Raw genomic sequence first — 24,734 nt, 5'->3', positions numbered from 1 at the left:
CGCTTCCGCTCCATGCGCGCGCCGTCGGCGTGCTGATGAGCACAGCGACCGATTTCTCTCCTGGACCGATACGTCAGACGGGCCGTTCGCTCGATGTCGCTCTGGAAGAGGATGTCTTGAAACTCCAAGCGCGTGCGCTTGAAACCGACGGTAGAGGAGTTTGCGAGGTTGTTGGCGATGTTATCGATCTGCTGTTGCTGGGCCATCATCCCAGTCGCTGCCGTATGTAAAGCTCTGCTCATGAGATCTCTCCTTTCGATTTGAGGTTCTTCGACACGCTCGCGGGGCTTTACAGTTTGCCGAGTTCGTTCGAGATCTTGCGCCCCAACTCGCCCATCACGAGCGTCAACGAGCGCTGCATGGATTCGAATTCGCGTCCCTGCTGGATCATCGCCACCAGTTCGGCGATCGGGTTGACGTTCGACATCTCCAACGCGCCCGAGCGCACGAGCGTGTTGACCGCCTCTTTAGGCCGTTCCGCCCCCGTCGCCATAAACAGCGAGTGGCCTTCCTTGATGAGGGCGCGGCGCGGATCATCGAAGCGGACCAATTTCAATCGTCCGACGATCTGCCCCTTGACGGAGATGGTCCCATCCGTGCCGATCGCAACTTCGCCCGGCGGGACGGTGATCGGGCCGGCGTCGCCCACGACGAGATCGCCTTGATGTGTGACCAGTTGCCCGTTAGCGTTGAGCGTGAGCGCGCCGGCGCGCGTGTACCGCTCGCCGCGCGGCGTCTGGACGACGAGGAAGCCATCCCCTTCCAGAGCGACATCGAGCGAACGGCCCGTCTGACGTATCGGTCCAGGAGAGAAATCGGTCGCTGTGCTCATCAGCACGCCGACGGCGCGCGCATGGAGCGGAAGCGTCACCGCGATGCTCGCAACTTGCGGCTTATCGACCGTTCCGCCATTTGCGGCATCGTTGGGCGCAACGTTTGCGCCGCCGGGCCCGGCGCTTTGCGCGTTCTGGTCCGCCTGCAGTAGCGAAGCTTCGATCGTCGCCGCTTCGACCGAGCGATAGAGCAGACGATCGGCTTTGAAGGCGGTGGTCGAAACGTTTGCGATGTTGTTCGCCGTCACATCCAAGGCGCGTTGCCGCGCCCGCATCCCAAGATATGCGGTGTAGAGTTCGTTTCCCATAAAGCTCCATCCCATCAAGCGACGCGGCTCAAGCCGATGATCAATTCGACTTCGCCGTGCGGCACGTTGAGCATCGAAGCGATCGCGCGCGCGTCGAGTCCGCGCCGCGCGAGCTTCAACACTCGATATCGTCGCTCCGTCAGACTCGGTTTCGCCTGTGAAAGCGCATCGCACGATTCCTCATCATGCGCGCGCCATTCGTTCTTCAGCGCGTTTCGCTCTTGTTCGGCGAGGCGCTCGCTGACCGATTTCACATCGCGATCGAGCGCCGCGAGGTTCTCTTCAATTTCGGAAGCGATGGAAGATAATTCCCGCCGCGCCCTTCTTTCGCGTCGCAGCATGATGAACAGAGCGAAAGAGATCAACGTAGAAAGGGCGCTCAACGCGAGCCCGATGAGCGAGATGATCTGCCAATCCGTTAGTCTCATCCCTTCGTCTCCTTCAGATGACCGATAGCGCGCGATCGGTCGGCGCGCCTATCTCCGTAATGCGTATCCCGTAATAGCCATCGACGACGACGACTTCGCCGCGCGCAAGCGGGCGACCATTGACGAGCAGTTCGACCGGCTCATCGACTGTGCGATTGAGTTCGACCATCGTGCCGACGCCCATGCGCACGACATCGCGCAACGGCATCGTCGTCATGCCGAAGCGCACGACGACTTCGAGTTCGACATCGAGTAATCGTTCGATATTGCGCGCCGATGTCGGACGCGCTCCCGAAAGGCGCGAGGCCGTCTGCGCGGCCTGCGCCGCAAAGCCCCGCTGCGCGGTCAGATCATCGATCGGCTTCAGCGAACCTTGTGGAGCATAGATGAGCAACGCCTGCGTATCGAGCTCGCCTTCTACGACCAAGGCGAAGGTTCCGACCCACAGTTGATCGCCGACCATCGCTTTAAGGCGCGCCTCGTCGATCGTAAGATCGAGATGGGCGACTTCGCCGATCGAGAACTCGCCCTCATCTGAAGCGACTTGCGCGACGGCGGCGAAGATCGCCGCGGCCAACGCGCGCGTGCCGGGTTTCATCCCGCCATCGCTTTCGACCTTCGCCAATCGATTCAACGTCGCATCATCCTCGAGCTTGAAGAGGAGCAGGACGATGCCGCCATGCGCGCCGCGGCATTCGGCCACATAAGCCGCCGACCATGTCGCCGCGACGGCCAACGCGCTACCGATCTGATCCCCTGTGACCTCGCGCAACGAGAGCGATGTCAGAGAGGAAGGGCGTTCGAGGATCTTCGGCGCGACTTCCCCCCAAACGGCCGTAAAGTTTTCGATGAAACGTCGCGAAAAGTTCTCCGTCATAAGCTCCTGTTGGATCGAACGAGTAGCGAATTAGCGAGCCGTCGAAACGGCCTCTTCCGCCTCCGGCGCGATTGCGCCCGTCTGTGCCGCCGACGATTCGTCACAGACGCGCGCGCGCAGATGGATCGCCTTGCGCCCTCTGTGAGCGATCAAATCGGCATAGAACTTCACCGCCCCGCCGACGCTCACCTCGATCGGGCGATCAACGGGGTGGTCCAGTTTGAGGATGTCGCCGGGCGCGATTCGCAGCAGGTCTTCCATCGAGACTTTGGTTCCGCGCGCTTCGGCGGCGATCGGGAAGGCGACTTGCGCGAGCGTGTCGAGCAACGCGCGCGTCTGTTCCGGCGGGATCTCGCGGTTGCGCGCGTAGAGCGAGCGATTGAACTTCTGGACGATCGGTTCCAAAGTCACCGCCGGGATGCAGAGGCTCATGTGTCCGCGCGCTTCGCCGATCTGCATGTGGAAGATTATCGAAAGGACGACTTCGTTCGGCGCGACGATCTGCAACATCTGCGGTCGCGTCTCGCGCCCGACGATCTGCAGATCCAACTCGACGAGCGGCCTCCACGCCTCGCGCAGATCATCGGTGACGAGCTTCAGGAAACCTTCCAAGATCTTCTGCTCGATCTCCGTCACCGCCCGTTGTTCGCTGAGCGGCAACCCCGGTCCGCCCAACATCCTGTCGATGATGGGGAAAGCGATCGAGGGATTGATCTCGATGACGGCCACGCCCTGCAACGGCGACATCGAGAGCGTGAAGATGGCCGTCGGATCGGGAAGGCCGTAGAGATATTCGACGTAGGCCTGCTGCTCGACCGATAAGAGCGTCACTTCCGAAATGGTTCGCAAAAAGACCGGGACGCTCGACGATAGGCTGTTCGAGAAAAGGTCGTGAAGCAAATAGAGCGAGCGGACCTGCTCTTTGGAGAGGCGGTCGGGCCGACGAAAGTTGTACGGCACGACCCGCGGACGTTTGTCGCTGGCGCCGACTTCGGGCGTCGTGCCGAGCAACGCCGACATCTCCTCTTTGGTGACGATCTCGTTCGGATGCATGGGCGAAAACTCTCGCTCCGGATCTTCGATTCGAGTCAAGCGGAAGTTAGGTCGAAACGAAGGCGTCGCGCACAGGTTCGAGCATCGCGCGCAGACGCAGCACCGCTTGCGTGTGTATCTGCGAGACGCGCGACTCGGTCACGCCGAGCACCGCGCCGATCTCCTTCATCGTCAACTCCTCCAAGTAGTAAAGCGCGATGACTTGGCGCTCGCGAACGGGGAGCCTTTCGATCGCTTCGGCCAAACGCTGGCGCGCCTCTTGTCGCTGGTAAAGGGCAAACGGATTGTTCGTCGCATCTACGGGCGCGAGGCGAACGGTCCCATCCTCCTCTCTGCTCTCCGCGTCCGTGATGTTGAGCGCACGAAGCTCGGCGAATAACGCGTGCAGCTCCTCGAGCGAGATATTGAGCGCCGCAGCGACCTCCTCTTCTGTCGCCGGACGCCCGTGCGCCTGCTCGATCTCACGATAGACGGTTTCGAGCTGACGGGCGCGTTGGCGGAGCGGACGCGGCGCCCAATCCATCTCGCGCAAGTGATCGAGCATCGCGCCGCGCACGCGCATCTCGGCGTAGGTCTTAAACTGTACGCCGCGCGCAGGATCGAACTTCTCCGCCGCGTCGATCAATCCCATGACCCCGGCGCCGATCAGATCGTCGGCCTGGACGGAAGGCGGCAGCTTAGCGGCCAACCGTTCGGCGATGAACTTGACCTGCGCGAGATGTTCTTCGATTAAAGCGTTACGATCGGGATTCATTGATCTCTTCGGCGCGATCCAATGGGCGGCGCGGCGCGGTGAGCCAATGCCCCGCATACTGCGCAGATCCGACGCCACCAGTGTCTGTGAAGCCGACATCCTCTCAACTTCGCTCTTCGCTGAACAGATGCCAGAAACCTGGCACGCCGCTCATGAGGCGCGTCGCCCGTCGCTGGTCCAGTCGTTTAGCGATCAGGCGGAAGGCGCGGCTCGACGGCGCCTCCGGCGCATAGTCGATGACGGGCGTTTGCGCGCACACGGCCTCGACCAACTCCGGGTCGTGCGGCACGCCGCCGAGGAACTCGACTTGACACTTGAGGAACTGTTCGGCGGCGGCGCGCAGTTGGCGGAAAACGCGCTCGGCATCGCCGACGCCGATCGTGTCGTTGACGATGATCGAGGCCGATTTCTCCGGCGCATGTTTGTGCAACATTTTGAGCGTCGCATAGGCATCGACGACCGCCGTCGGCTCCGGCGTCGTCACGATCAGCACCTCATGCGACGCGCGCAAGATGCCGATGACGTTGCTTGCGATCCCCGCCGGAGTGTCGACGACCATGTAATCCGATTGCGCCTCCATCGCGCGCAACTCGGCGATGAGCCGGATCACCTGCGCGCGCGAAAGATCGGCCAGTTCATCGAGCCCGCTACCGCCCGGGATCAAACGCACGTTCGGCGCGATCTCGACGACGACCTCTTCGAGCGCGCGTTCGCCAGAGAGCACATGGCCCAGGTGGTTGCGCAGATTCAAACCGCATAGGACATCCGCATTGGCGAGCGCGAGATCCGCATCGAGCAGCGAAACGCGCCGACCGAGCGAAGCCAAGGCGAGCGAAAGATTGACGGCGACGTTCGATTTGCCGACTCCCCCTTTGCCTCCGGTGACCGCCAACGTGTAAGCTTTGAAATCTCGTTCGCTGAACCTTTCCGCGTTCATATAGTTTCTCTTCGATGAAGGCGCGCCATAAGCACGCAAGGCTGAAAGCAAGCGGAGCGTGGCTGCTTGATCCCTCATCTTCCCTCCTTGCCGAAACCGGCGCGTAAGATGCGCAAAGCGAATGATTCCGCGCTCGCCTGTTCGAGATCTTCGGGAACACGCTGCCCCGCACAGAGATAGGTGAGTGGCACGCGCGCGTCGGCGGCGACGACCGCCGCCGCCCCGGGGCGCGAAGTCTCGTCGAGCTTCGTGAGCGCCAGCCGATTCGCCCCGTAGAGCGCGAACTTCTTCGCCGCAGCGAGCGCGTCCACAGGATGCATCGTCGCCTGCAGGACCAGACACTTGATGATCTCATCGTTTGCGCGCAAGTAATCGGCCAGCTCCATCTGATCGGCCAGATCGTGCGGGCTACGGCCCACGGTATCGATGATGCATACGGCTCCGCGCGCGCGTCGCCGGATGAGCGCATCAAGCTCGATCGTCGAATGCGCGACGTGGAACCCTGAGCCGATGATCTCCGCGTAGGTCTTCAACTGCTCGACGGCGGCGATGCGATAGGTGTCGAGCGTGATGAGTTCGACGCGCCGTCGGGCGCGCAAAGCGACGCGCGCAGCCAGTTTGGCGATCGTCGTCGTCTTACCCACCCCCGTCGGGCCGATGAAGGCGACCACCGGCGAATCTTCCTCTCCTTGGGCCAAAGGATCGCTGGCGAACTGGACCACCGAGTTGAGCGTGTAGACGAGCGCCGAGCGCGTCAGATCGGCGATCTCGCCGCCCGCCTCGGTGAGGTTCAACGCCAGCGCCGCACGCATCACGCGGCGCGCGTACTCGGGCGTCAGCCCGATCGCCGTCAATTCGAGGTAGGCCTCATAGAATGGCGGATCCAGAGGCTCTTCATCCGCCGCGAGGCGCATCTCGTGATCGCCGAACGACCGGCCATCGGCGCGCGCGGCGAAGGCGCCGAGCGCGAACTTCACCTCGCGCAGTTCGGCGCGCAAGCGTTCGAGCTCAGCCGTCAGAGCGGAGCGCGTCATCCCGTTCTGTCGCTCCGGTTCGCCCGCCTGCGTCCTCTCGGCGGAGGCGGAAGATGTCGCGTCGCCGTTCGACTTTCGCGCGCGTTCAGCGCCGATCTCTAGCTCCGATTTGGCGCGAAGCAGGTCACCGAGATCGAGCGCTGGTCCGCGATTCGATCGCGCCTCGCGCTTGGGCTGCTCGGATCGCACGGGTTCGCTCGGCAGCTCATCGGTCGCCTTCTTTTCCGAGGCCGCCGACGACGGCATCGCTGGCGAATCGTCCAGCAAACGCAAGCCTTCGCGCTCGACGTAATAGGATCTCTTATTGCGCTCGCGCTCGTCGCGCTTTGAGGCTTTGGGCTCCGCGACGCGCACCTCGACCATCTCGCGTCCGCCGAAACCGAACCAGCTTCGCGCGCGAACGCGGCGGGTATCGAGCACCAGAGCGTCTTCGCCGAGTTCGCTCTTTATCTTTTCGAGGGCTTCGCGCATCGTGGCTGCGCGATAACATCTGATAGTCATGGTCTCCTTCGAGAAAGAGGCGGAAAGATTTTGGATCTAACTCAACCGACTGTGCCCAATGAGACGATTCGCACGTCCGGCGCGATCTCGTTGTGCGAGATCACCGCAAGATCTGGCAAGAAGCGTTCCGTAAGGCGGCGCAGATGCGGACGCACCGCTGCCGAGCAGAGCAGGACCGGTTGTTGCAGCACCGCCGCCTGGACCGCCGCTTCTATCTTCTCGAGGATCAGGCGCCCGAAATCGGGATCGACCGCCTGGGCCGGCGTCCCGCCGTGCAATCCCAAACGCTCGGCGAATTGCCGCTCGAGCGCCGGATCGAGCGTCAGGACGGCGAGTTCGCCGTTCTCGTTCGCCAGACTCGCCGAGATGGTCCGCGCCAACGCCGCCCGCGCCGCTTCCGTCAAGGCGTTGACATCTCGCGTCACGCTTCCGGCGTCGGTGATCGCTTCGAGGATGGTGGCGAGGTCTCTGATCGGCACGCGCTCGCGCAAGAGGTTCTGCAACACGCGCTGCACTTCGCCCAAACTCAAAACCTTCGGCGTCGCCTCTTCGACCGTCTTCGGATGAGTTTCGGCTAAGATGTCGAGCAACGCGCGCGTCTCCTGTCGCCCGAGGAGTTCCGGAGCGTGCCGTTTGATCACCTCCGACAGATGCGTGCAGATGACCGTCGTCGGATCGACCACCGTGTATCCGGCGGCGAGCGCGCGTTCGCGGTCGCCTTCGCGGCGGATCCACACGGCGGGCATCCCGAAGGCCGGATCGGTCGTCGGAATGCCATCGATCTTCTCGCGCACCACGCCCGGATCGATCGCCAAGAAACCTTCGGGATGAACCTCTCCGCGCGCCACGCGCACGCCACGCAGCAGGATGGCATACTCGCGCGGCGCGAGCTGGAGATTGTCGGTGACGTGGACCGGCGGCACGATGATGCCGAGATCATGCGCGATCTGCCGCCGCACCTCGCGCACACGCGCGAGGAACTGATCGCCAGAACTCACCAATGGGATCAATCCGTACCCAACTTCCAAAGCCAGCGTATCGAGCTTGAGCGCGCTTTCGATCTTCTCCGTCTGCTCGCTTGTCGCCTGTTTCTTCTCGAGCGCCTCTGTCTGTTCGACAGTCCGCTTCTGCACAAGATGCTGACGCGAAAGATAGCCAGCGATGGCCGTGCTCGCGGCTAAAAGCAAGAAAGCGAAGTGCGGCATGCCGGGAAGCAAACTCAACAGGGCCAGGACCACCGCGGCGATGAAGAGCGGACGCGGATTGGAGAGCAGTTGGACCGAAACCTCTTCGCCGATGCTCGCTTCGCTTGCCGCGCGCGTGGTGATGATGGCCGCCGCGACCGAGATGAAAAGCGACGGGACTGCCGCGGCCACGCCATCGCCAACGGTCAAGATCGTATAGGTGCGCAGCGCATCGCTTAGCTCCATGCCATGCTGGACCACGCCGATGGTGAATCCGGCAACGATATTGATGAAGACGATTAGAATCGAGGCGACCGCATCGCGCTGCGTAAAACGCACGGCCCCATCCATCGCCCCGTGAAACTCTGCCGCCTGCGCGATCTCTTGGCGCCGCCGCCGCGCTTCGTGTTCGTCGATGATGCCCGCAGAGAGATCCGCATCGACGGCCATCTGCTTGCCGGGCATGGCATCGAGCGTAAAACGCGCCGTCACCTCGGACGAACGGACGGCGCCGTGGTTGACGACGACGAATTGAATCGCCAGCAAGATCAGGAAGATGACCACGCCGACGACCGTATTGCCGCCGATGACGAATTCGCCGAAGGCGCGGATGACGGTGCCCGCGGCATACTCGCCAGCTTCGCCGCGCGTCAGAATCAAGCGCGAAGTGGCGACGTTGAGAGCCAGACGATAGAGCGTGGTCAGCAGCAGGAGGTTCGGGAATGAAGTGAACTTGACCGGCTCGGTCGTGTACATCGCCACCAACAGCACGACGACCGAAAGCATCAGATTGAAACTCAGCAGTATGTCGAGCAGAAGCGGCGGCAGCGGGACGAGCAGGACCAGCAGGATGACCACCGCGCCCAATGGGACGGCCAAGTGCGCGTGGCGGCTGGCTGAAGAGACGATGCTTGTCGCAGCGGTGGCCAAGTCGGTCGAACCTTCCCGAGATTCTAAGGACGCGCTTCTTCGCGCAAGATCCTACCCCGCAAGGGGCTGGCCGCACCGAGTAGGGCAAATCGAGTGCCGCAAGCTTCGCCCTCCGGCAGGTTAAAGTTTCGCGCTTTTTTGCCGATAAAAAGGTCGAGGCGTTGCGCCGGAGTCGTCCGGCTGGCGCTTCCACTGCCAAAAACTTGACCGCGAGCGTCTATTTCTTGCCATCGCGAATAGGACCGAGCAGCTCTTGCTAAAGATGGGCGCAACGACACAGATCGACATCCATTCGCTGATCAGCACCGAGATTCCGCCGTTGCCGAACGCCGCGATGCGCGTGGCCACTCTGGCCCAAGATGCGAACGTCTCGACCCGCGCCATCGCCGACGCCATCGGCTGCGATCCGGCGCTCGCCGCGCGCATCCTGCGCGTCGCCAACTCGCCGCTTTACGCCCCATTGCGGCGCATCACTTCACTGCCGATGGCCGTAGGCGCGCTCGGCCATCGCGTGATCTATCAGATGGTCATCGCGTCGATCGCCAGCGAGGCCTTCAGGCGCAAAGAGCGCTCGCCGCTCGAAAAGGTCCTGTGGGAGCATTCGGTCGTCGTCGCTCTGATGGCCCGCGAGATCAGTTCGGCGCTCGGCATGCGCGGCAGCGAAGAGGCCTTCCTCTGTGGATTGCTGCACGACATCGGGAAGCTGCTGCTCATCCGCCATGATGCGCTGCTCTACCTGCAACTTGTCGAAACGGATGACGGCAGAGATCTGCTCACCCGCGAAGAAGAGATCTACGGCTACACGCACGCGCAGATCGGCGCGCTCGTCGCGCGACATTGGGAACTGCCGGAAGAGATCGCCTACGCGATCTACCATCATCAGCGTCCAGGCCATGTGGACCAATCGATCTTCATGGCCCGCGTCGTCAACGTCGCCGATGGGATTGCCAATGCTTCCGGGATAGGGTTGCGGAAGATCGAGGAGGAGGAGGTCGTCCGTTCTGAATCGGCGCGCGCGCTACGGCTCGATGGGCCTCAGCTGCGCGCCTTGTGGGAAAAGTCTTCGACCTCCCTGCGCGAGATGATCGCCGTCTTTTCTTGATTATCGGCCCAACACCTGATAATCCGCCGCGCCAAATCCTACAACTCCAGATCGGGGAAGAGCCGCTCGAGCGCTTCGATCAGCTTCGCGCTCGAGAGCGGCTTAGTCAGGTATCCGTTCGCGCCGAGTTTCAATCCGCGATCGCGCGTCTCCTCGTCGCCGTGGGCCGAGAGGATCAGGATCGGCAAATCCGCGTAGCGCTGCCGCGCTTCGGAGATGAATTCGAATCCGTTCATCTCCGGCATATCTATGTCGGTTAAGACGACATCCACCGGAGATGAGGCGAGCTTTTCGAGGGCCACACGCCCGTTTGGCGCGGCGACGATATTCGAACAGCCCAACTGCTTGAGCGTCATGGTGATCAACATGCGCATGGTGGCTGAATCATCGACGACGAGGAACGATTTGGTTAAACTCATCACCTCTTCTCCTTGCACCGGAATGGCCCTTGAGCCAAGCGAAGATCACACAGGCTTGATCAAATTGATGAAACTCTCCATCGACTTCAATTTCTTGAGCGCTTCGCTGTAGATGCGCGAACACATGATGGCCGTCGCCATCTGGCTGGCGAGCATTTCGAACAGCATCCGATCCAATTCGCTCACTCCACGTTTGTGCTTCTCGATCTCGTAAACCGCGATGATGCCGATGATCTCCCCGCTCTCCAATCTGAGCGGGATGCATGCGAGCGGACCGGTTCCGTCACCAACCCGGCCTTCGAAGACCGCACCGCCCGACTCCAGAGCTTCGGCGAATGGCCCGGAGATTTCGGGCAGATGCCCGGCTGGGAAACGCTCTTCGACGCCGCGTCCGCCGACCAAGATCAACTGCCCGCGCTTGCTGTCGTAAGCGAAGATGGCGAAGACGGGCGAGGCGATGATGTCCCATAGGATCTCCTCGGCGATCCGGACCACCTCGGCGAAATCGAGCGTCGAATGGAGTCTGGTCGCGGCGACGAACATGTTCGCGAGAGCTGAGTTGTGCTGCGCCGCCTCTTCGTAACGGCGGCGATATTTGCTCGCCTCGCGCTCCATCTCCGCCATCCGCTCGCCGAGCAACCTGAGCTCAGTCTTCAACTGCTCGTTCTCCTTGCCGATCTTGCTTCCGCCCAAACGCTGCTCGGCTTCGAGCTTCTGCCGTTCGAGGAGGAGGTTTTGCATGCGCAAGCGCTCGTTCTCGCGCGTCAACTCGGCGGCCAACTCTTTGGCGCGGCGCAACAACTCGCGTACCTCCTCGCTGCTTTCGTCCGGCAAACCGGCGACACCGCACAACTCTTCGGTCCGCGCGAAGATGCGCTGCAACTCGACCACCGGGCTGAGCGTGTTCTGATTGCTCACCACGTGAACCCCACTCCTCGAAGGCGTGCCTCGGCGGCCACTTCGAGCCGCAAAGCCTTCATCGGCAAAACGCGCGCGGACTTGAGCGGCGTCAAGAACCTGACACCGCAAAGCTCGACGAGATGTCGCCTCGATGGCGGCTGGACCGCGACCGCTCGACTAATGGCGCGCGAAAAGGCGCTCTTCTCGCGCCTCCAACGCGACAGGCACGATGCTTGCTTTAGGCCAGCGACGGAGGTTTGTGCGGATGAGACTTCCCATCGCCGATCAGATCACATCGCTGCTCAAAACCTTCCTCGACGTCCAAAGCCGTCGAGCTGAAATCATCTCAAGCAACATCGCGAATGCGGAAACGCCCGGCTACACGGCCAAAGATCTCGATTTCGCCGCCTTCTTGCGCCAAGCGGCCCGGCAAGCATTGCAGACGCGCAATCAAGAGGCGGCTCCGTTGCCTGTGGCGAGTCCGCGCGTCATCGAACAGCCGCAGGCTCCACTGCGCCTTGACGGCAACAACGTAGACATGGCTCATGAGATGGCCACGCTGGCCGAAACCGGCACGCAGTTTTTGACCGGCATTCAACTCCTGCAAGCGCGGCTGCGCATCTTGCGCACGGCGATTCGCGAAGGGAAATAGCCTTTTGACCGAAACGAGAAACCGCCTTCATCTCGCGGAGGAGGAATCATGTCGTTGATCACGATCTTTCGCGTCTCTTCGCAAGGCATGACGGCTGAGCGGATGCGGCTGGAGGCTGCCGCCGCCAACTTGGCCAACGCTAACACCACGCGAACGGCTGAAGGGGGCCCTTATCGCCGCCGCGATGTGGTCTTCGAGACGGTGCCTGTCGAGACGCCATCAGCTTCGTTCGATTCGTTCAGTTCGGCGATGTCCGCCACAGTTCCCGATCTTACGGCGCCGATCGTCGGCGTACAGGCGAAAACGGTGATCACGGAGAACCAAGCCGGGGTGCGCCGCTTCCAGCCGGACCATCCGGATTCGGACGCCAACGGATATGTCACGCTTCCCGATGTCGATCCGTTGGAGGAGACGATCAACATGCTGTCGGCGGCGCGCGCCTTCGAGGCCAATGCGACGGCCTTTAATACGGCCAAAGAGCTCGTGCGCGCCAGCCTCAAACTCAGCGAAGCCTAACGCTCTTCACTGATCCTGAATTTACGAGGGCCAGACGAAGATGAATTTGAACGGGATAAATCTCGACGCGCCGCTTGCGACTTCGACGGAGAACCCTTTGCGCGTCAGCAGCGCGCCGACCTCATTCGCGGAGATGGTCCGTCAAACGATCGATGCGCTGGACCAATCACAGAAGGGCGCGGAGATGGAGATCGCGCGCGCCGTTGCCGGCGAATCGCCCGATCTGCATCAAACGATCATCGCGCTTCAAGCCGCCGATCTGAACTTCCAATTCGCGCTCCAAGTCCGCAATAAGCTGATCGGAGCTTACGAAGAGATCATGCGGATGCAAGTTTAAGGATTGCGACGAGGCGTTCGGTGAGATTTCGCTCCGCTTACGCGCTCCACGATGCCGACATCCTTCAAACAATTCGCCGAGATCTGGCGCCGATTGAAATCGCGTGAACGCGCCGCCATCATCGTCGCCAGTTTTGCTACGCTGGCGCTCATCGGCGCGCTCATCTTCTACGCGACGCGCCCCGAATACGCGGTCCTCTTCTCCGATCTTCGCCCGGCAGACGCGCAGGCGATCATCGAGAAACTGAAGCAGTCGAACGTCCCTTATCAAGTGTCGAACGGGGGAACGACCATCAGCGTCCCAGCAGAACGCCTCTCGGAGCTCAGATTGCAGATCGCGGCGTCGGGAGTTCTGTCTGGCGGACACGTCGGATTCGATCTTTTCGATCGAAACAATTTCGGCGCGACCGATTTCACGCAACAGGTCAACTACCAGCGCGCGCTCGAAGGCGAGCTGGCGCGCACGCTCGAAGGGATGGAGGAGGTCGAAGCGGCGCGCGTCCACATCACGCGCCCGCGCGAATCGCTCTTTACCGACAAGGCCGAACGGGCCAAGGCCTCCGTCATGCTCCGCGTGCGACAAGGGCACGAGCTTTCACGCGAGCGGACCGAAGCCATCGTCGCGCTCGTCTCGAGCGCAGTCGAGGGGTTGGATCCGCAAGATGTGTCCGTCATGGATACGCGCGGGCGGATCCTTTCGGCCCCATTGCGCGACGGTGTGGGCGGGGCGGCGGCCTTCAACTCCCACTTGGAAGCCCGCCGTCAACTCGAATCCGAGATGGCTTCGCGCATCGTGTCGCTTCTTGAACCCATCACCGGTCCAGGCCACGTGCGCGCAGACGTGGCGGCAGATGTCGACTTCAGCCAAATCGAGCAGACCGAAGAGAAATACGATCCGAAGTCCGCCGTCATCCGTTCGCAACAGACATCACAGGAGATCCGAAACACGACCAATCCGCAAACGAGCAGCGTCGTCGGCACGCGCGCCAACGATCCGAGCGCGCAACCGACGCCGCAACCCGCCGCGGCACAAGCGACGATCGGCGAGCAACGCACGATGACGGCGACCAACTACGAGATCGACCGCCTGGTGCGCAAGACGACCGGCAACGGTGGGCGCATCTCGCGCCTGTCCGTCTCGGTCCTAGTCGATTACAAGAATGCGAACGGAGTCTCCGTCGCGCGCACCGATGACGAACTGAAGAAGATTCAAGATCTGGTCGCCGCCGCCGTCGGGATCGATCCCGCGCGCGGCGATCAGGTCGTCGTTCAAACGATCCCTTTCGATCAGCCGAGCGCGGAGACCCATCAACCGACATGGCTCGAACGTTACCGCGACCTCGTGCACGCAGGGATCAAGTACGGCGCGCTCGTCTTCGTCGCGCTGCTCATCTTGCTATTCGTCATCAGGCCCGCACGGCGTGCGCTACGCGGGGCGACGGCCCCCGAACCGCCGCTCCTTCCGGCTGGAGCTGCGGCGTTAGCTGGAGAGGCGGGTTTGCCGCCCGCTGGCGCACAAGCGGAGTTGCCGGCTTCGCCGCGCACCGTCGCGGAACTTGAGGCCGAGATGGAAGCGGCGAACGAGCGCCGCGAGCTTCGCGAAGAGGTTCCGCCCGAAGTGTTGCGCGCGGCGGAGATCAAACGCCAACTCATCGAGCAAAGCCGGAGTGATCCGGAGTTGGTTGCGATGACCATCCGAAGTTGGTTGCAAGAGACCGTTTCGACGAACCCGATCAAGTATGCAGGAAATGACCGCGACTAGCGCTACTCCGGCGCGCCGCGCCGAGACGCTGCGCGCCGCCACGCAAACCGCAGAGACGATCTCCGGAGCGCGCAAAGCCGCCATCCTTTGCGTCGCGCTGGGCGATGAGGCGGCCAGCGAGATCTTCAAATATCTCGATGAAGACGAAGTGCAGGCGATCTCGAAAGAGCTCGCCTCGATCAACAACATCCCATCGGAACTCGCCAACGAGATCATCGAAGAGTTCCATCAGATACTCACGGCGCGCACCTACGTCATCTCGGGCGGCGTCGAATATGCGAAACGCCTTTTGATCAAAGCCTATGGGCCAGAGGTCGCGCGGCGGCTGATCGATCGGATCACGCGCTCGCTCGAATCGACGGTCGGATTCGAAGCGCTGCAAAAGGTCGATCCGCAACAGCTATCGAAACTCTTCCAAAACGAACACACGCAGACCATCGCCCTCGTGCTCGCGCATCTGGACGCTTCGACCGCCGCCGACACGTTGCAGTATCTGCCGGAGTCGCAGCGCGCCGAGATCCTACTGCGCATGGCCAATCTCCAACCCATCTCGCAAGACGTGATCCGCCGCGTCTCCGTCGTACTGGACCAGAAGTTGCGCAGCATCGGCGATTACAGTCGCCGCGCCGTGGGCGGCATCCGTCCGGTCGCCGAGATCTGCAACCGGCTCGACCGCGACGCTTCGCGCAAGATCCTCGAGGATCTCGAAAAGACCAATGCCGAGCTAGCGCTCGAGATCCGCAACCTGATGGTCACGTTCGACGATCTACTGTTGATAGACGACGTCGGCATCCGCGAGATCCTTCAGCGCGTTGACAAGCGCGTGCTGGCGATGTCGCTCAAAGGCACTTCGCCGGAGATCCAGAACCGCTTCTTCGCGAACATGTCCTCGCGCGCCGTCGAGATGTTGAAAGAGGAGATGGAGTACATGGGCCAAGTGCGCGTCAAGGACGTCTCCGCCGCGCAACGCGAGATCGTCGAGATCATGCGCGAATTGGATGAGAAAGGGATCATCAGTCTGTCGGGAGGTGCCGAGGAAGAGTATGTCAGCTAAGCTGATCAAAGGCGCCGCAGCATGCTTCTCCCCCTTCTCCTTTCCCGAAGCCGACGAGTCTCTGCAGCGAGCGCAGCTGATAGCGCCGTCGGTTCACGCCGATGAGTTCGAGCCGACAACTCGCAAATTAGATCTCGGCGAAGATGAGCAGGCGATCGAAAGGGCGCGCGAACTGGCCGAACAGATCGTCACCGAAGCGGAGGCGCGCGCCAGTCAGATCGAAGCGGAAGCGCGCGAACGCGGGCTGGCCGAAGGACGGGCGCTCGCTTCGCTCGAGATGAATCAAGCGCTCGAGACGTTGCGCACGCAACTCGCGGAGACGATCGAGGAGATCCATCTTCTCAAACAGACGATCGCCGCCCAGGCCGAGCGCGATCTGGTCCGACTGGCGATAGAGATCGCCCGCAAGATCGTCCACCGCGAGGTGACGGTCGACCCCGAAGTCGTCCTAGCCATCACGCGCGTCGCATTGCGCCGCATACATGATCAAACGTCGGTGACGATCCACCTTCATCCGGATGATTATCGCTATGTGAAGGGCCGCGGGGATTCGCTCGCGCACGGCGGCACCGTCGAATTAGTTGAAGATCCGAGCATCGAGCGCGGCGGATGTCTCATCCGCACGCAGATGGGCGACGTCGATGCGCGCATCGAACGCCAGTTCGCCGAGATCGCGCGCGGCTTCTTTGATGATTGAGGAGGCAAACTGGACCAGCGAAAGATGGCCGAGCAACTCAAACAACACGATCCTTCCTCGCCGCTCGCGCGCTATTTTGAGCGTTTGGCGAAGGTGGACCCGCTCGTCTCCGTCGGCACGGTGACGCGCGCCATCGGCATGATCATCGAATCGCGCGGTCCGGCAGCTTCCGTCGGCGAGCTGTGCCGCTTGGAACGGGCCGACGGCGATTCGCTGCCGCTCGAAGTCGTCGGCTTCCGCGATTCCATGGTCCTGACGATGCCGCTCGGCGCGATGCCCAATCTGCGCGCCGGAGATCGCGTCATCGCCACCGGCTCGTGCGGCGAAGTCGGCGTCGGCACGGCGCTCCTCGGGCGAGTCATCGATGCGCTCGGGCGCCCGCTTGACGATCATGGTCCGATCACGCCGTCCGAATTCTACCCGCTACGCCCCGATCCGGTGAATCCGCTCGCCCGCGCCAATATCACCGATCCGCTCAGCACTGGCGTGCGCGCCATCGATGGCCTGCTCACCATCGGCAAAGGGCAACGCATCGGGATCTTCGGCGGCTCCGGCGTCGGCAAATCGACACTGCTCGGGATGATGGCCAAACGGACTGCCGCCGACCTGAACGTCATCGCGCTGATCGGCGAACGCGGGCGCGAAGTCCGCGGCTTCATCGAACGCGAACTCGGCGAAGAGGGCATGCGCCGCTCCGTCGTTTTGGTTTCCACGTCGGATGATTCTCCGCTGGTGCGCATCCGCGCGGCGCTCGCCGCCACGGCCATCGCCGAATACTTCAAGGACCAGGGCGCGGATGTGCTGCTGATCATGGATTCCGTGACGCGCTTCGCGATGGCGCAGCGCGAGATCGGGTTGGCAGCCGGCGAACCGCCTTCATCGCGCGGTTACACGCCCTCGGTCTTCGCGCTCCTGCCGCGGCTGCTCGAACGCGCCGGCAACTTCGCCGACGCCGGTTCGATCACAGCCTTCTACACCGTGCTCGTCGAAGGCGACGACATGAATGAGCCGATCGCCGACGCCGTTCGTTCGATCCTCGATGGGCACATCGTCCTTTCGCGCGCGCTCGCCGCACGCAATCACTACCCGTGCATCGACGTCTTACACAGCACCTCGCGCCTTTTCACCGAGGTCACTTCGATGGAACATCGCGCGGCAGCCGGGCGCGTGCGCGAACTGTTGGCCGCTTACGAGCGCGCCGAGGATCTGATCAATATCGGAGCTTATCAACGCGGCAGCAATCCGCGAGTCGATGAAGCCATCGCGCGTCATGACGCGATCATCAGTTACCTGAAACAAGATCGCAGCGAGATCGTCGATTACGAAACGGCGATCACGCAATTGATCGAATTAGCGAAATGAGGTGATCAGATCGGATGAAACGTTTTCGCTTCTCTCTTCAGTCGGTCCACAACCTACGCTTGACGCTTCGCGAATGCGCCGAGCGCGAGCTGGCCGAGAAAGAGTGCGCCGTCGCCGAAGCGATCGAACGCTTGGCTGATATTCAACGTAAGCAGTCCGAGGCGACGCGCGCTTATACGGAACTCATGCGCACAGGCGAACCGAAAGCGCATGAGATAGCCATCTGCGCCGCTTACATCGCGCGCCTCGAACAGCAGGAACGCGAAGCGCGCGCTCGCCTCGCGCAGCTTGAACGCGAGCGCGATCTCGCCCGACAGAAAGTGATCGAAGCCGCACAAGCGGCTGAAACCACCGAAAAACTCCGCGAGCGCCAGTACGCTCAACACCGGAGCGAAGTCCTCCGGCTCGAACAACAACTTCTCGATGAGATCGCGACGTTATCCGTCGCGCGACAACTGACACGATGATGATCGAAAACAACTTCGCCCTTCCGACCGCCGCCGATGATCGCGCGGCGATGGAGACGCCATTGACCGATCAAGCGTGCGCTCTGTGGGCGGCGCTCTTCGCCGCGCTGCAGACGGACACGCCGCCTTCAAACCCAAACCAGAACCCTGAATCCGCGGACGCTCCGGCGAAAGAGAAGGATGTGGGAGATGAGGCTTCACCACCCGCCTCCGCGCCGCCGGTCCTTTATCTTCTTCAGCAGCCAGCGCCGCCGAAAGATGGCGCGCCACCCGTCGTGCACGATGAAGATCTCAGCGTTCCGACGCTTCGAAGTGGACCGGCGCGATCCTCCCCGCTTTTCGAAACCTCAAGCGGTCCACTAGCGGCCTCCGACGCGATTCGCAATGGACCGCCCGCTTCACAAATCAAGGGAGAAACGCCGGAGAACGCCTCGCTTTCGAGCGGGCGACAGCCGAACCCTACGGTCAGCGAACCGACTCGCCTCGCCGCCGAGGAAGGCGCGGAGAAGGCTCAGGACGGGACGGTAAAGCGAACTGGCGTCGCGGATAAAACCGATGCGCCAGAACGCGCTATTTCGCTCACCGCGGATGCGTTCCCTTCAAACCAACCGGCAGACCGATCGAACGAAGAGGCAGCACGCGCGCTCTCGCTCAATGCGCAAAGCCTCGATCGCTCCGCTCAGCCATCAGAGCTGAGCGCGCGCGTCCATCCGAACATACCTCTCACTCAAGAAAGATCCGCGAACCGATCGGCTCTCACCGACAGCGCGTTTACCTCCGAACCTCATCCCCCACAAGACCGGCGATCTGGCGCTCCGACCGAAGAAGCGAAACAGGCGCGCGCGCCCATCACCATCTCGCAAATCAAAGCGATGCTCGCGGCCACCGCTGAAGCGACATCGCATGCGTTCGAACGAAGCGCAAAGCTCGCGTCATCGAGCGAGGCTCAACAGCAAGGTTTCGCCTCTCACGAATCGCCAGATGAACAACGCGCCTCGTTCGAGAATTCCGGGCCGGCCCTCGCCGACCGCCGGATTGATGCCAGCGACCTCACGGGTCGAGGGAGCGTGAAAGAGATCAATCCCGGTCAGCAGATCGCCGCGCAGATCGTCGCCGCTGCGCGCGAAACCATCCAAACACGGCCACGCTCGCTCGAGATTCAACTGCATCCGGCAGAACTCGGCAGAGTACACGCCGTTCTGCAACGCGATGAAGAGGGGCGCTTGAGCGCAACTCTCACCGTCGAGACCGAATCGGCGCACCACGCGCTCAATTCCGGCGTCGAGGAGCTTCGGCACGCTTTGGAGCAGGCCGGCATCAACACCGATCGGATCGAAGTCGTCATGAGCGCGCCCTCCTACTCCTCGCCCGAACAACAGCAGCCCAAGGAGGAACGCCGATCGACCGACTACTTTTACCGCAAGGACTCGCTTTCGCCTGAAAAGACCGAATCGTCGAACGCTACGACCGATGACAGACTCATCAGTTTACGAGCTTGAAACCCGACGAGGAGATAGCCAATGAGCAACACGATAACCAACGTGCTTCCTTTGAACGGATCGACAACCGCCTCGCAAACGCAGAAACCGCAGAACAGCGGCACGGCTGACCGCGACATGTTTTTGAAACTGCTCATCGCGCAGCTCAAGAACCAAGATCCGCTCGCGCCGCAAGACGGGATGCAATTCGTCTCGCAATTGGCGCAGTTTAACTCGCTCGATCAACTGATCAACATCAACCACAATCTCGAACAACTGCTCGCGCAGAGCAAGTCCGCGCAAGCGGGTTCAACCAACAATACAACCACTAAATAGCTAGGAGGTAGTTATGCCCTTTTCGTTCTCGACTGCGATCTCGGGCCTGCGCGCAAGCTCCGACGCGCTTTCGACGACCGGGAACAACATCGCCAACGCGAACACCGTCGCCTTCAAGAGCAGCTCCATCAGCTTCGCCGACGTGTTTGCCAGCGCTTCAGGGACGCGCATCAACGGCGCGGGCGGCGTCATACAATTCGGCAACGGTGTGCGCACGGCAGCCACGCGCACGAACTTCGCGCAGGGCAACATCAATGAATCGGCTTCGGCGACTAACGCTGCCATTCAAGGCAACGGTTTTTTCATCGTCGAGGATGAAGCCGGCTTTCGCGCCTTCACGCGCGCCGGCGATTTCGTCCTCAATCGCGAAGGTTACCTCGTAACCTCGGGCGGACATCGTGTGCTCGGCTATATGGCCGTCGATGGGAAGATCCAACCCGGCACGCCTCTTGCGCCGATCAAAGTCCCGCTCGGCGAGATCATCCCGCCGGCCATGACGACGCGCGCGACCTTGCGCGCCAATCTCGACAGCAGCGCGCCGGTCGGGACGGTCTTTCACGCCCCCGTGCAAGTCTTCGATTCGCGCGGCGTCGCGCACACGCTCGATCTGACCTTCACCAAACAGGGCAACGGCCAATACGACGTCACGGCGACGCTCGACGGCAACGCGGCGCAATTGAGCGCCGATGGCGGCGCGGCGAGCAATCAGGTGACCTTCAGCTTCGATTCGAACGGTCTCCTGCAATTTCCGACCACTTCGCTCGCCATCCTTCCCGATCAAACGAAGCTCGATGGCGCGACCTTGCCGCAGATCGACCTCGAGCTCTATCGCCAAAACCCGGATGGATCGCAGGGTCCATCGAACTTCACCAACTATGCCGGCCCATCAGCGGTCGGCTCGACCGATCAGAACGGATTCGCCGCCGGATCGCTCAACGGCATCTCCATTTCGACGGACAGCACGGGGACGATCTACGGCATCTTCAGCAACGGCCAGACGCGCGCTCTAGCGCAGTTTGCCCTCGCCTCCTTCAACTCGCAAGATGGGCTGCGCCATCTGGGGAACAACCTGTTCGGCGAAACGCCCGCTTCCGGACAACCTTCGATCGGGCCGGCTTTGACGGGAGGGCGCGGCGAGGTCGTCGGCAGCGCGCTCGAACAGAGCAACGTTGACATCGCGACCGAATTCACCGAACTGATCATCGCGCAGCGAGCTTTTCAAGCCAACTCCCGCGTGATTACGACGATCAACCAAACGCTGCAGGATCTGATGCAGATCATCTAGCCGAAATCCAGCTTCGGGCCCCGAACGAAGGCGTTTCGGAGCCCGAAGCCACCTTTAAAGTTTCGCGCCGTCGCTGCCGAAAAGGGAGTGTGGGTAGGTCTTCCTTATGTTCGTCATCATCGGAATAGTTATCGTCTTATCAAGCGTCATCGGCGGCTATCTTTTGGTCAACGGGCCGCTGGTCGTGCTGTTTCAACCGTCGGAGTTGCTCATCATCGGCGGCGCCGCGCTCGGCTCGATCATCACCTCGACTCCGCCGAAGACTTTGGCGCTGATGGCCAAAAAGATCCCCGCCGCGCTCAAAGGGTCACCGTATAGCAAAGAGGCGTTCGCCGAACTGCTGCGGCTGCAATACGAGATCTACGTCAACGCGAAGAAGAACGGCATGCTCTCGCTCGAAGAGGACGTGAATTCGCCAGCCACCTCTTCGATCTTCTCCAAGTACCCTTCGTTTCTCGCCAATCATCACGCCGTCGAGTTCTTCTGCGATGCTTTGAAGCTTCTGGTCAATGGCGCGGCGCAATCCGAAGAGCTCGAATTGGCGATGGAAGCCGAAATCGAGACGCATCACGAAGAGAATTCGCTCGTCCCCTCCATCTTGATGCGCACCGCCGACTCGATGCCCGGACTTGGCATCGTCGCGGCTGTTCTCGGCATCGTCGTCACGATGCAACATCTGGATGGGCCGCCGGAAGAACTGGGCCACCACATCGCCGCGGCGCTCGTCGGCACTTTCCTCGGGCTCCTTTTGTGCTACGGGATCGTCGCGCCGCTGGCGAACAACATCAACAATCTGGCACACGAAGAGGCGCGCTATTTCGCCTGTATCAAAGCCGGGCTGGTCGCCTTCGCTAATGGCGCGGCGCCGATCACGGCGGTCGAATTCGCGCGCAAGACCATCTATAGCTTCGTTCGTCCGCCGAGCGCGGAGATCGAAACGCAACTGCGCGAAATCAAGCCCAGATAGTTTGGCAAACTTTCTTCGAGCATGGTCAAAGAACCGGAGAAGAAACCGCGTCGGCGGATCAAGAAGGTCAAGGCGCATGATGGTCACCACGGCGGCGCATGGAAGGTCGCTTACGCCGATTTCGTGACCGCGATGATGGCGCTGTTTCTCGTCCTGTGGCTCGTTTCGCAAGCCGACATCAAGTTGAAGCAGGCCATCGCCAACTACTTCCGATCGCCCGGAGTCTTCGATACGCTCACCGGCGGTATCCTCACGGGACCACGAAAGGTGAGCAAAGCTCCGACTTCGCTCGAATCGAAAGACGAAGAGCAAGCGCTTTTTAGCGCGGCGACGCTGCTGCGCAAGGAGTTCGAAACGCGCCCGGAATTCTCAAAGTACAAAGATCAGATCAAGATCGAGATCACCGAAGAGGGGCTGCGCATTCAGATACTCGACAAGGCCGAGCGCGTCTCGTTCAGCTCGGGCAGCGCGCAACTGACGCCTGACGCGCGTGCCATTCTAGCCGAAATAGCGCGCGCCATCTGCGGGTTGCCGAACCCAATCGTCGTCGGCGGTCACACCGATCGCCACCACTTCCCTCCGGGTTCGACCTACACGAACTGGGAGCTGTCGGCTGATCGGGCCAACGCCGCGCGCCGCGAACTCGAAGCCAATTGCGTCCGCCCGGAGCAGATCCGCCGCATCGTCGGTTACGCCGACACTCAGCCGCTCGTTCCCGAAGACCCTTACGCCGCGGCCAACAGGCGCATCAGCATCACGGTCCTTCGCCTCCATGGACAAAAGCAAAGCGAGACATCATCGGGCGAAGGGGAACCGCAGGCGGAACGTTCAGTTAACGTCGCTGGCGAAGCGAAACCTGGCGACCGCTGATCGGACGCGCTCTAGCTCTCTTTGCCGCGAAGTGTCGGATTCCCGACGAAACGAGCGTCGAATCGGCGTCGAAGAAGTTCATCAACAGACGTTTGATCGGCCCACGAAGCCACTTTCCCGCATCAACCATTTTGGCACAGTTCTCGCATTGATCACGCTGGGAGGTCGCTATGAGTGACGCACCGCAAACCCCGCCCGCTCCGCCGAAGAAGAGCAAAAGAGGACTGATCATCACCGTCATCGCCCTTCTCCTCGCGCTCGCCGCTGGCGGCGGAGGCGGATACTTCTATTTCAGCCGCGCCGCGAGCAAGAACACCGCCGAGAAGAGCAAGCGTCAGCGAGCGTCGGATGAAGAGGCCGCAGACGAGAGCGGAGCCGAAAAGAGAGCTGGCAACGCCAAGGTCGTCGAGATGAATCTGCCCGATGATAGCGATGTCAAGCAGGTCATCGAACTTCAGCCGTTCATCGTCAACCTCGCCGATAAAGGCGAGGCGCGCTACCTACGGATGACCGTCAGCATAGGGTTGGGCGAAGGGCTGGAGAAAGACAAACCCGATCCGCTCTTCGTCACGCGAGTGCGTAACGCCATGCTCGCCGTTTTGACGACCAAAACTTCCGACGAGATCTTGACGCCCGAAGGTAAAGCTGAACTGCGCAAAGAGCTTCTGCGCGCCGCGCGCGCCGCGGTTCCCGAACCCGAAGTGCGCGCCATCTATATCACGGATTTCATCGTTCAATTATGATCCGATCACTGGACCAGCGAAGATGACGAACGACCATTCAGCTCGTGACGCGCTGGCGCCAGATTCCATCTCTCGAACCGGAACTTCCAATGACGACCGAGCAACTCCAAGCGGCGAATCGCGCCGATCTAGAAGCATGGCGAGACTTCCTCGACCTGCAAGTGCCGCTCATCATGGAACTCGGGCGCACGCGGATGACCGTGCGCGCGCTGCTCGAGCTTGAGCCGGGAAGCATCATCCAACTGTCGCGTTCAACCGGCGAGGGCGTGGATGTGCTGGCTGGCGACCGTTGCCTTGCGCGCGGCGAAATACTGATGATCGAAGATCGCACAGGCGTGCGCATCAACGAGATCATCGGCCCCGAACCGAGGTGATCGAAAGATGAAAGGTCGCGTCACATTCCGTTTCGTCGCCTTAGCGCTCGCTCTCATCCTGTCGAGCGTCTTACAGGCGCGCGCGCAGACGGGCGAGCAGATGAGCACGCCGCCGCAAGCCTCGCAACCTGCGCCGCCTTCCGAAGGGCGATCGTTCCTGGATGAGCGAATGGCAGGAGCGCCCGACCAACCGGAGACGTTCAACCTCATAGCGCGCACCATGGGTTCGTTGATCATCATCCTCGGCCTCATCATCGGCGGCTCCATCCTTCTTCGCCGATTCGGCCTCGCCAAGGCAAGTCCGACGATGGGCGACGCGCCGGAACTGGTCGTGCTCTCCTCGGTCACGCTCGGACGCGAGCGCAGCCTTTCGGTCGTGCGTTTCGGCTCGCGCACCTTGCTTATCGGATCGACGCCGCATGCCGTGACGCTGCTCACCGAAGAGGTGAGCGAAGAGCCGGCTCCGGTCGGATCGGTCGCCGATCTGCTCAACGAGGATTTCGCCGCCGAATTAGAACGCGCCGACGCGCTCGTCGCGCGCGGACCTGATGGACTTTCTTAAGTGATCGATTTGA

Annotated in this window: 28 protein-coding genes; 17 read left to right on the top strand and 11 right to left on the bottom strand. The window is 61.7% G+C overall.

Annotated elements, in window-relative coordinates:
- The 9 genes from PYK22_RS08300 to flhA all read right to left on the bottom strand — a co-directional run.
- The coding region (locus tag PYK22_RS08300; RefSeq protein WP_235789156.1) for a flagellar basal body protein at positions 1-242 on the bottom strand (242 nt) is incomplete at its 3' end.
- 47 nt (positions 243-289) lie between these two features.
- On the bottom strand, positions 290-1,141 hold the full coding sequence (gene flgF, locus PYK22_RS08295) for a flagellar basal-body rod protein FlgF (protein WP_041976033.1): 852 nt from the start codon (positions 1,139-1,141) through the stop codon (positions 290-292).
- A 14-nt stretch (positions 1,142-1,155) separates the two neighbouring features.
- Positions 1,156-1,569 (bottom strand): DUF6115 domain-containing protein, encoded by a 414-nt coding sequence (locus PYK22_RS08290; protein ID WP_041976032.1) that lies wholly within the window; start codon positions 1,567-1,569, stop codon positions 1,156-1,158.
- Positions 1,570-1,582: 13 nt separating this feature from the next.
- A complete protein-coding gene (gene fliN, locus PYK22_RS16600) occupies positions 1,583-2,446 on the bottom strand; it encodes a flagellar motor switch protein FliN (RefSeq protein ID WP_060635478.1) in 864 nt (287 codons plus the stop codon).
- Positions 2,447-2,476: 30 nt separating this feature from the next.
- The gene (fliM, locus tag PYK22_RS16595; RefSeq protein WP_157770761.1) at positions 2,477-3,499 is read right to left on the bottom strand and encodes a flagellar motor switch protein FliM; all 1,023 of its coding nucleotides are present in this window, start codon (positions 3,497-3,499) and stop codon (positions 2,477-2,479) included.
- 46 nt (positions 3,500-3,545) lie between these two features.
- Positions 3,546-4,253 carry a FliA/WhiG family RNA polymerase sigma factor gene (locus tag PYK22_RS08275; RefSeq protein WP_060635476.1) on the bottom strand — a complete coding sequence of 236 codons (708 nt, stop codon included), beginning with the start codon at positions 4,251-4,253 and terminating at the stop codon, positions 3,546-3,548.
- 103 nt (positions 4,254-4,356) lie between these two features.
- Positions 4,357-5,268 carry a MinD/ParA family protein gene (locus PYK22_RS08270; RefSeq protein WP_060635475.1) on the bottom strand — a complete coding sequence of 304 codons (912 nt, stop codon included), beginning with the start codon at positions 5,266-5,268 and terminating at the stop codon, positions 4,357-4,359.
- Entirely contained in the window at positions 5,265-6,725 is a 1,461-nt protein-coding gene (gene flhF / locus PYK22_RS08265) for a flagellar biosynthesis protein FlhF (protein WP_041976031.1), read from the bottom strand. The genes PYK22_RS08270 and flhF overlap by 4 nt, the downstream gene beginning before the upstream one ends.
- A gap of 41 nt (positions 6,726-6,766) precedes the next feature.
- Positions 6,767-8,839 carry a flagellar biosynthesis protein FlhA gene (gene flhA / locus PYK22_RS08260; RefSeq protein ID WP_060635474.1) on the bottom strand — a complete coding sequence of 691 codons (2,073 nt, stop codon included), beginning with the start codon at positions 8,837-8,839 and terminating at the stop codon, positions 6,767-6,769.
- A gap of 262 nt (positions 8,840-9,101) precedes the next feature.
- Here flhA and PYK22_RS08255 point away from each other — a divergent pair, with 262 nt between their 5' ends.
- Complete coding sequence (locus tag PYK22_RS08255; protein WP_041976030.1) at positions 9,102-9,941, top strand: HDOD domain-containing protein; 840 nt, start codon at positions 9,102-9,104, stop codon at positions 9,939-9,941.
- Between the two features lie 38 nt (positions 9,942-9,979).
- Here the strand turns inward: PYK22_RS08255 and PYK22_RS08250 are convergent, their stop codons facing one another.
- Together PYK22_RS08250 and PYK22_RS08245 are read right to left on the bottom strand one after the other, a co-directional pair.
- Complete coding sequence (locus tag PYK22_RS08250; RefSeq protein WP_041976117.1) at positions 9,980-10,360, bottom strand: response regulator; 381 nt, start codon at positions 10,358-10,360, stop codon at positions 9,980-9,982.
- A gap of 45 nt (positions 10,361-10,405) precedes the next feature.
- Positions 10,406-11,278 carry a GAF domain-containing protein gene (locus PYK22_RS08245; protein ID WP_157770759.1) on the bottom strand — a complete coding sequence of 291 codons (873 nt, stop codon included), beginning with the start codon at positions 11,276-11,278 and terminating at the stop codon, positions 10,406-10,408.
- A gap of 247 nt (positions 11,279-11,525) precedes the next feature.
- Between PYK22_RS08245 and flgB the strand changes: the two genes are divergently transcribed.
- The 16 genes from flgB (at position 11,526) to PYK22_RS08165 (ending at position 24,721) form a co-directional block, all read left to right on the top strand.
- Complete coding sequence (gene flgB, locus PYK22_RS08240; RefSeq protein WP_041976028.1) at positions 11,526-11,912, top strand: flagellar basal body rod protein FlgB; 387 nt, start codon at positions 11,526-11,528, stop codon at positions 11,910-11,912.
- Positions 11,913-11,960: 48 nt separating this feature from the next.
- Entirely contained in the window at positions 11,961-12,428 is a 468-nt protein-coding gene (flgC, locus tag PYK22_RS08235) for a flagellar basal body rod protein FlgC (RefSeq protein ID WP_041976027.1), read from the top strand.
- A 40-nt stretch (positions 12,429-12,468) separates the two neighbouring features.
- Entirely contained in the window at positions 12,469-12,765 is a 297-nt protein-coding gene (gene fliE / locus PYK22_RS08230; RefSeq protein WP_060635472.1) for a flagellar hook-basal body complex protein FliE, read from the top strand.
- A 51-nt stretch (positions 12,766-12,816) separates the two neighbouring features.
- On the top strand, positions 12,817-14,526 hold the full coding sequence (fliF, locus tag PYK22_RS08225; protein WP_041976026.1) for a flagellar basal-body MS-ring/collar protein FliF: 1,710 nt from the start codon (positions 12,817-12,819) through the stop codon (positions 14,524-14,526).
- The gene (gene fliG / locus PYK22_RS08220) at positions 14,513-15,580 is read left to right on the top strand and encodes a flagellar motor switch protein FliG (protein ID WP_083437711.1); all 1,068 of its coding nucleotides are present in this window, start codon (positions 14,513-14,515) and stop codon (positions 15,578-15,580) included. The genes fliF and fliG overlap by 14 nt, the downstream gene beginning before the upstream one ends.
- The gene (locus tag PYK22_RS08215; RefSeq protein WP_060635471.1) at positions 15,570-16,277 is read left to right on the top strand and encodes a FliH/SctL family protein; all 708 of its coding nucleotides are present in this window, start codon (positions 15,570-15,572) and stop codon (positions 16,275-16,277) included. Before fliG ends, PYK22_RS08215 begins: the two co-directional genes overlap by 11 nt.
- A gap of 24 nt (positions 16,278-16,301) precedes the next feature.
- Positions 16,302-17,639 (top strand): FliI/YscN family ATPase, encoded by a 1,338-nt coding sequence (locus tag PYK22_RS08210; protein ID WP_041976025.1) that lies wholly within the window; start codon positions 16,302-16,304, stop codon positions 17,637-17,639.
- 14 nt (positions 17,640-17,653) lie between these two features.
- On the top strand, positions 17,654-18,106 hold the full coding sequence (gene fliJ / locus PYK22_RS08205; protein ID WP_041976023.1) for a flagellar export protein FliJ: 453 nt from the start codon (positions 17,654-17,656) through the stop codon (positions 18,104-18,106).
- The gene (locus tag PYK22_RS08200) at positions 18,103-19,605 is read left to right on the top strand and encodes a flagellar hook-length control protein FliK (RefSeq protein WP_041976021.1); all 1,503 of its coding nucleotides are present in this window, start codon (positions 18,103-18,105) and stop codon (positions 19,603-19,605) included. The genes fliJ and PYK22_RS08200 overlap by 4 nt, the downstream gene beginning before the upstream one ends.
- Before the next feature lie 21 nt (positions 19,606-19,626).
- A complete protein-coding gene (locus PYK22_RS08195; RefSeq protein WP_060635470.1) occupies positions 19,627-19,920 on the top strand; it encodes a flagellar hook assembly protein FlgD in 294 nt (97 codons plus the stop codon).
- Between the two features lie 13 nt (positions 19,921-19,933).
- Positions 19,934-21,205, top strand: a complete 1,272-nt coding sequence (locus PYK22_RS08190; protein WP_041976018.1) for a flagellar hook protein FlgE — start codon at positions 19,934-19,936, stop codon at positions 21,203-21,205.
- Positions 21,206-21,311: 106 nt separating this feature from the next.
- Entirely contained in the window at positions 21,312-22,172 is an 861-nt protein-coding gene (gene motA, locus PYK22_RS08185; RefSeq protein WP_041976017.1) for a flagellar motor stator protein MotA, read from the top strand.
- A 21-nt stretch (positions 22,173-22,193) separates the two neighbouring features.
- Positions 22,194-23,042 carry a flagellar motor protein MotB gene (locus PYK22_RS08180; protein ID WP_041976015.1) on the top strand — a complete coding sequence of 283 codons (849 nt, stop codon included), beginning with the start codon at positions 22,194-22,196 and terminating at the stop codon, positions 23,040-23,042.
- A gap of 170 nt (positions 23,043-23,212) precedes the next feature.
- Positions 23,213-23,785: a flagellar basal body-associated FliL family protein gene (locus PYK22_RS16590; protein ID WP_060635469.1), complete on the top strand. Its 573-nt coding sequence runs from the start codon at positions 23,213-23,215 to the stop codon at positions 23,783-23,785.
- Between the two features lie 89 nt (positions 23,786-23,874).
- Positions 23,875-24,159, top strand: a complete 285-nt coding sequence (locus PYK22_RS08170) for a FliM/FliN family flagellar motor switch protein (RefSeq protein ID WP_041976013.1) — start codon at positions 23,875-23,877, stop codon at positions 24,157-24,159.
- A gap of 7 nt (positions 24,160-24,166) precedes the next feature.
- Positions 24,167-24,721, top strand: a complete 555-nt coding sequence (locus PYK22_RS08165) for a flagellar biosynthetic protein FliO (RefSeq protein WP_041976011.1) — start codon at positions 24,167-24,169, stop codon at positions 24,719-24,721.
- The last annotated feature ends 13 nt before the right edge of the window (positions 24,722-24,734 follow it).

Origin of the sequence: Pyrinomonas methylaliphatogenes (assembly GCF_000820845.2) — a bacterium.
Classification (GTDB): domain Bacteria; phylum Acidobacteriota; class Blastocatellia; order Pyrinomonadales; family Pyrinomonadaceae; genus Pyrinomonas; species Pyrinomonas methylaliphatogenes.
Note: the sequence above shows the minus strand (reverse complement) of the source record. Positions and strands in the feature narration are given on the sequence as shown.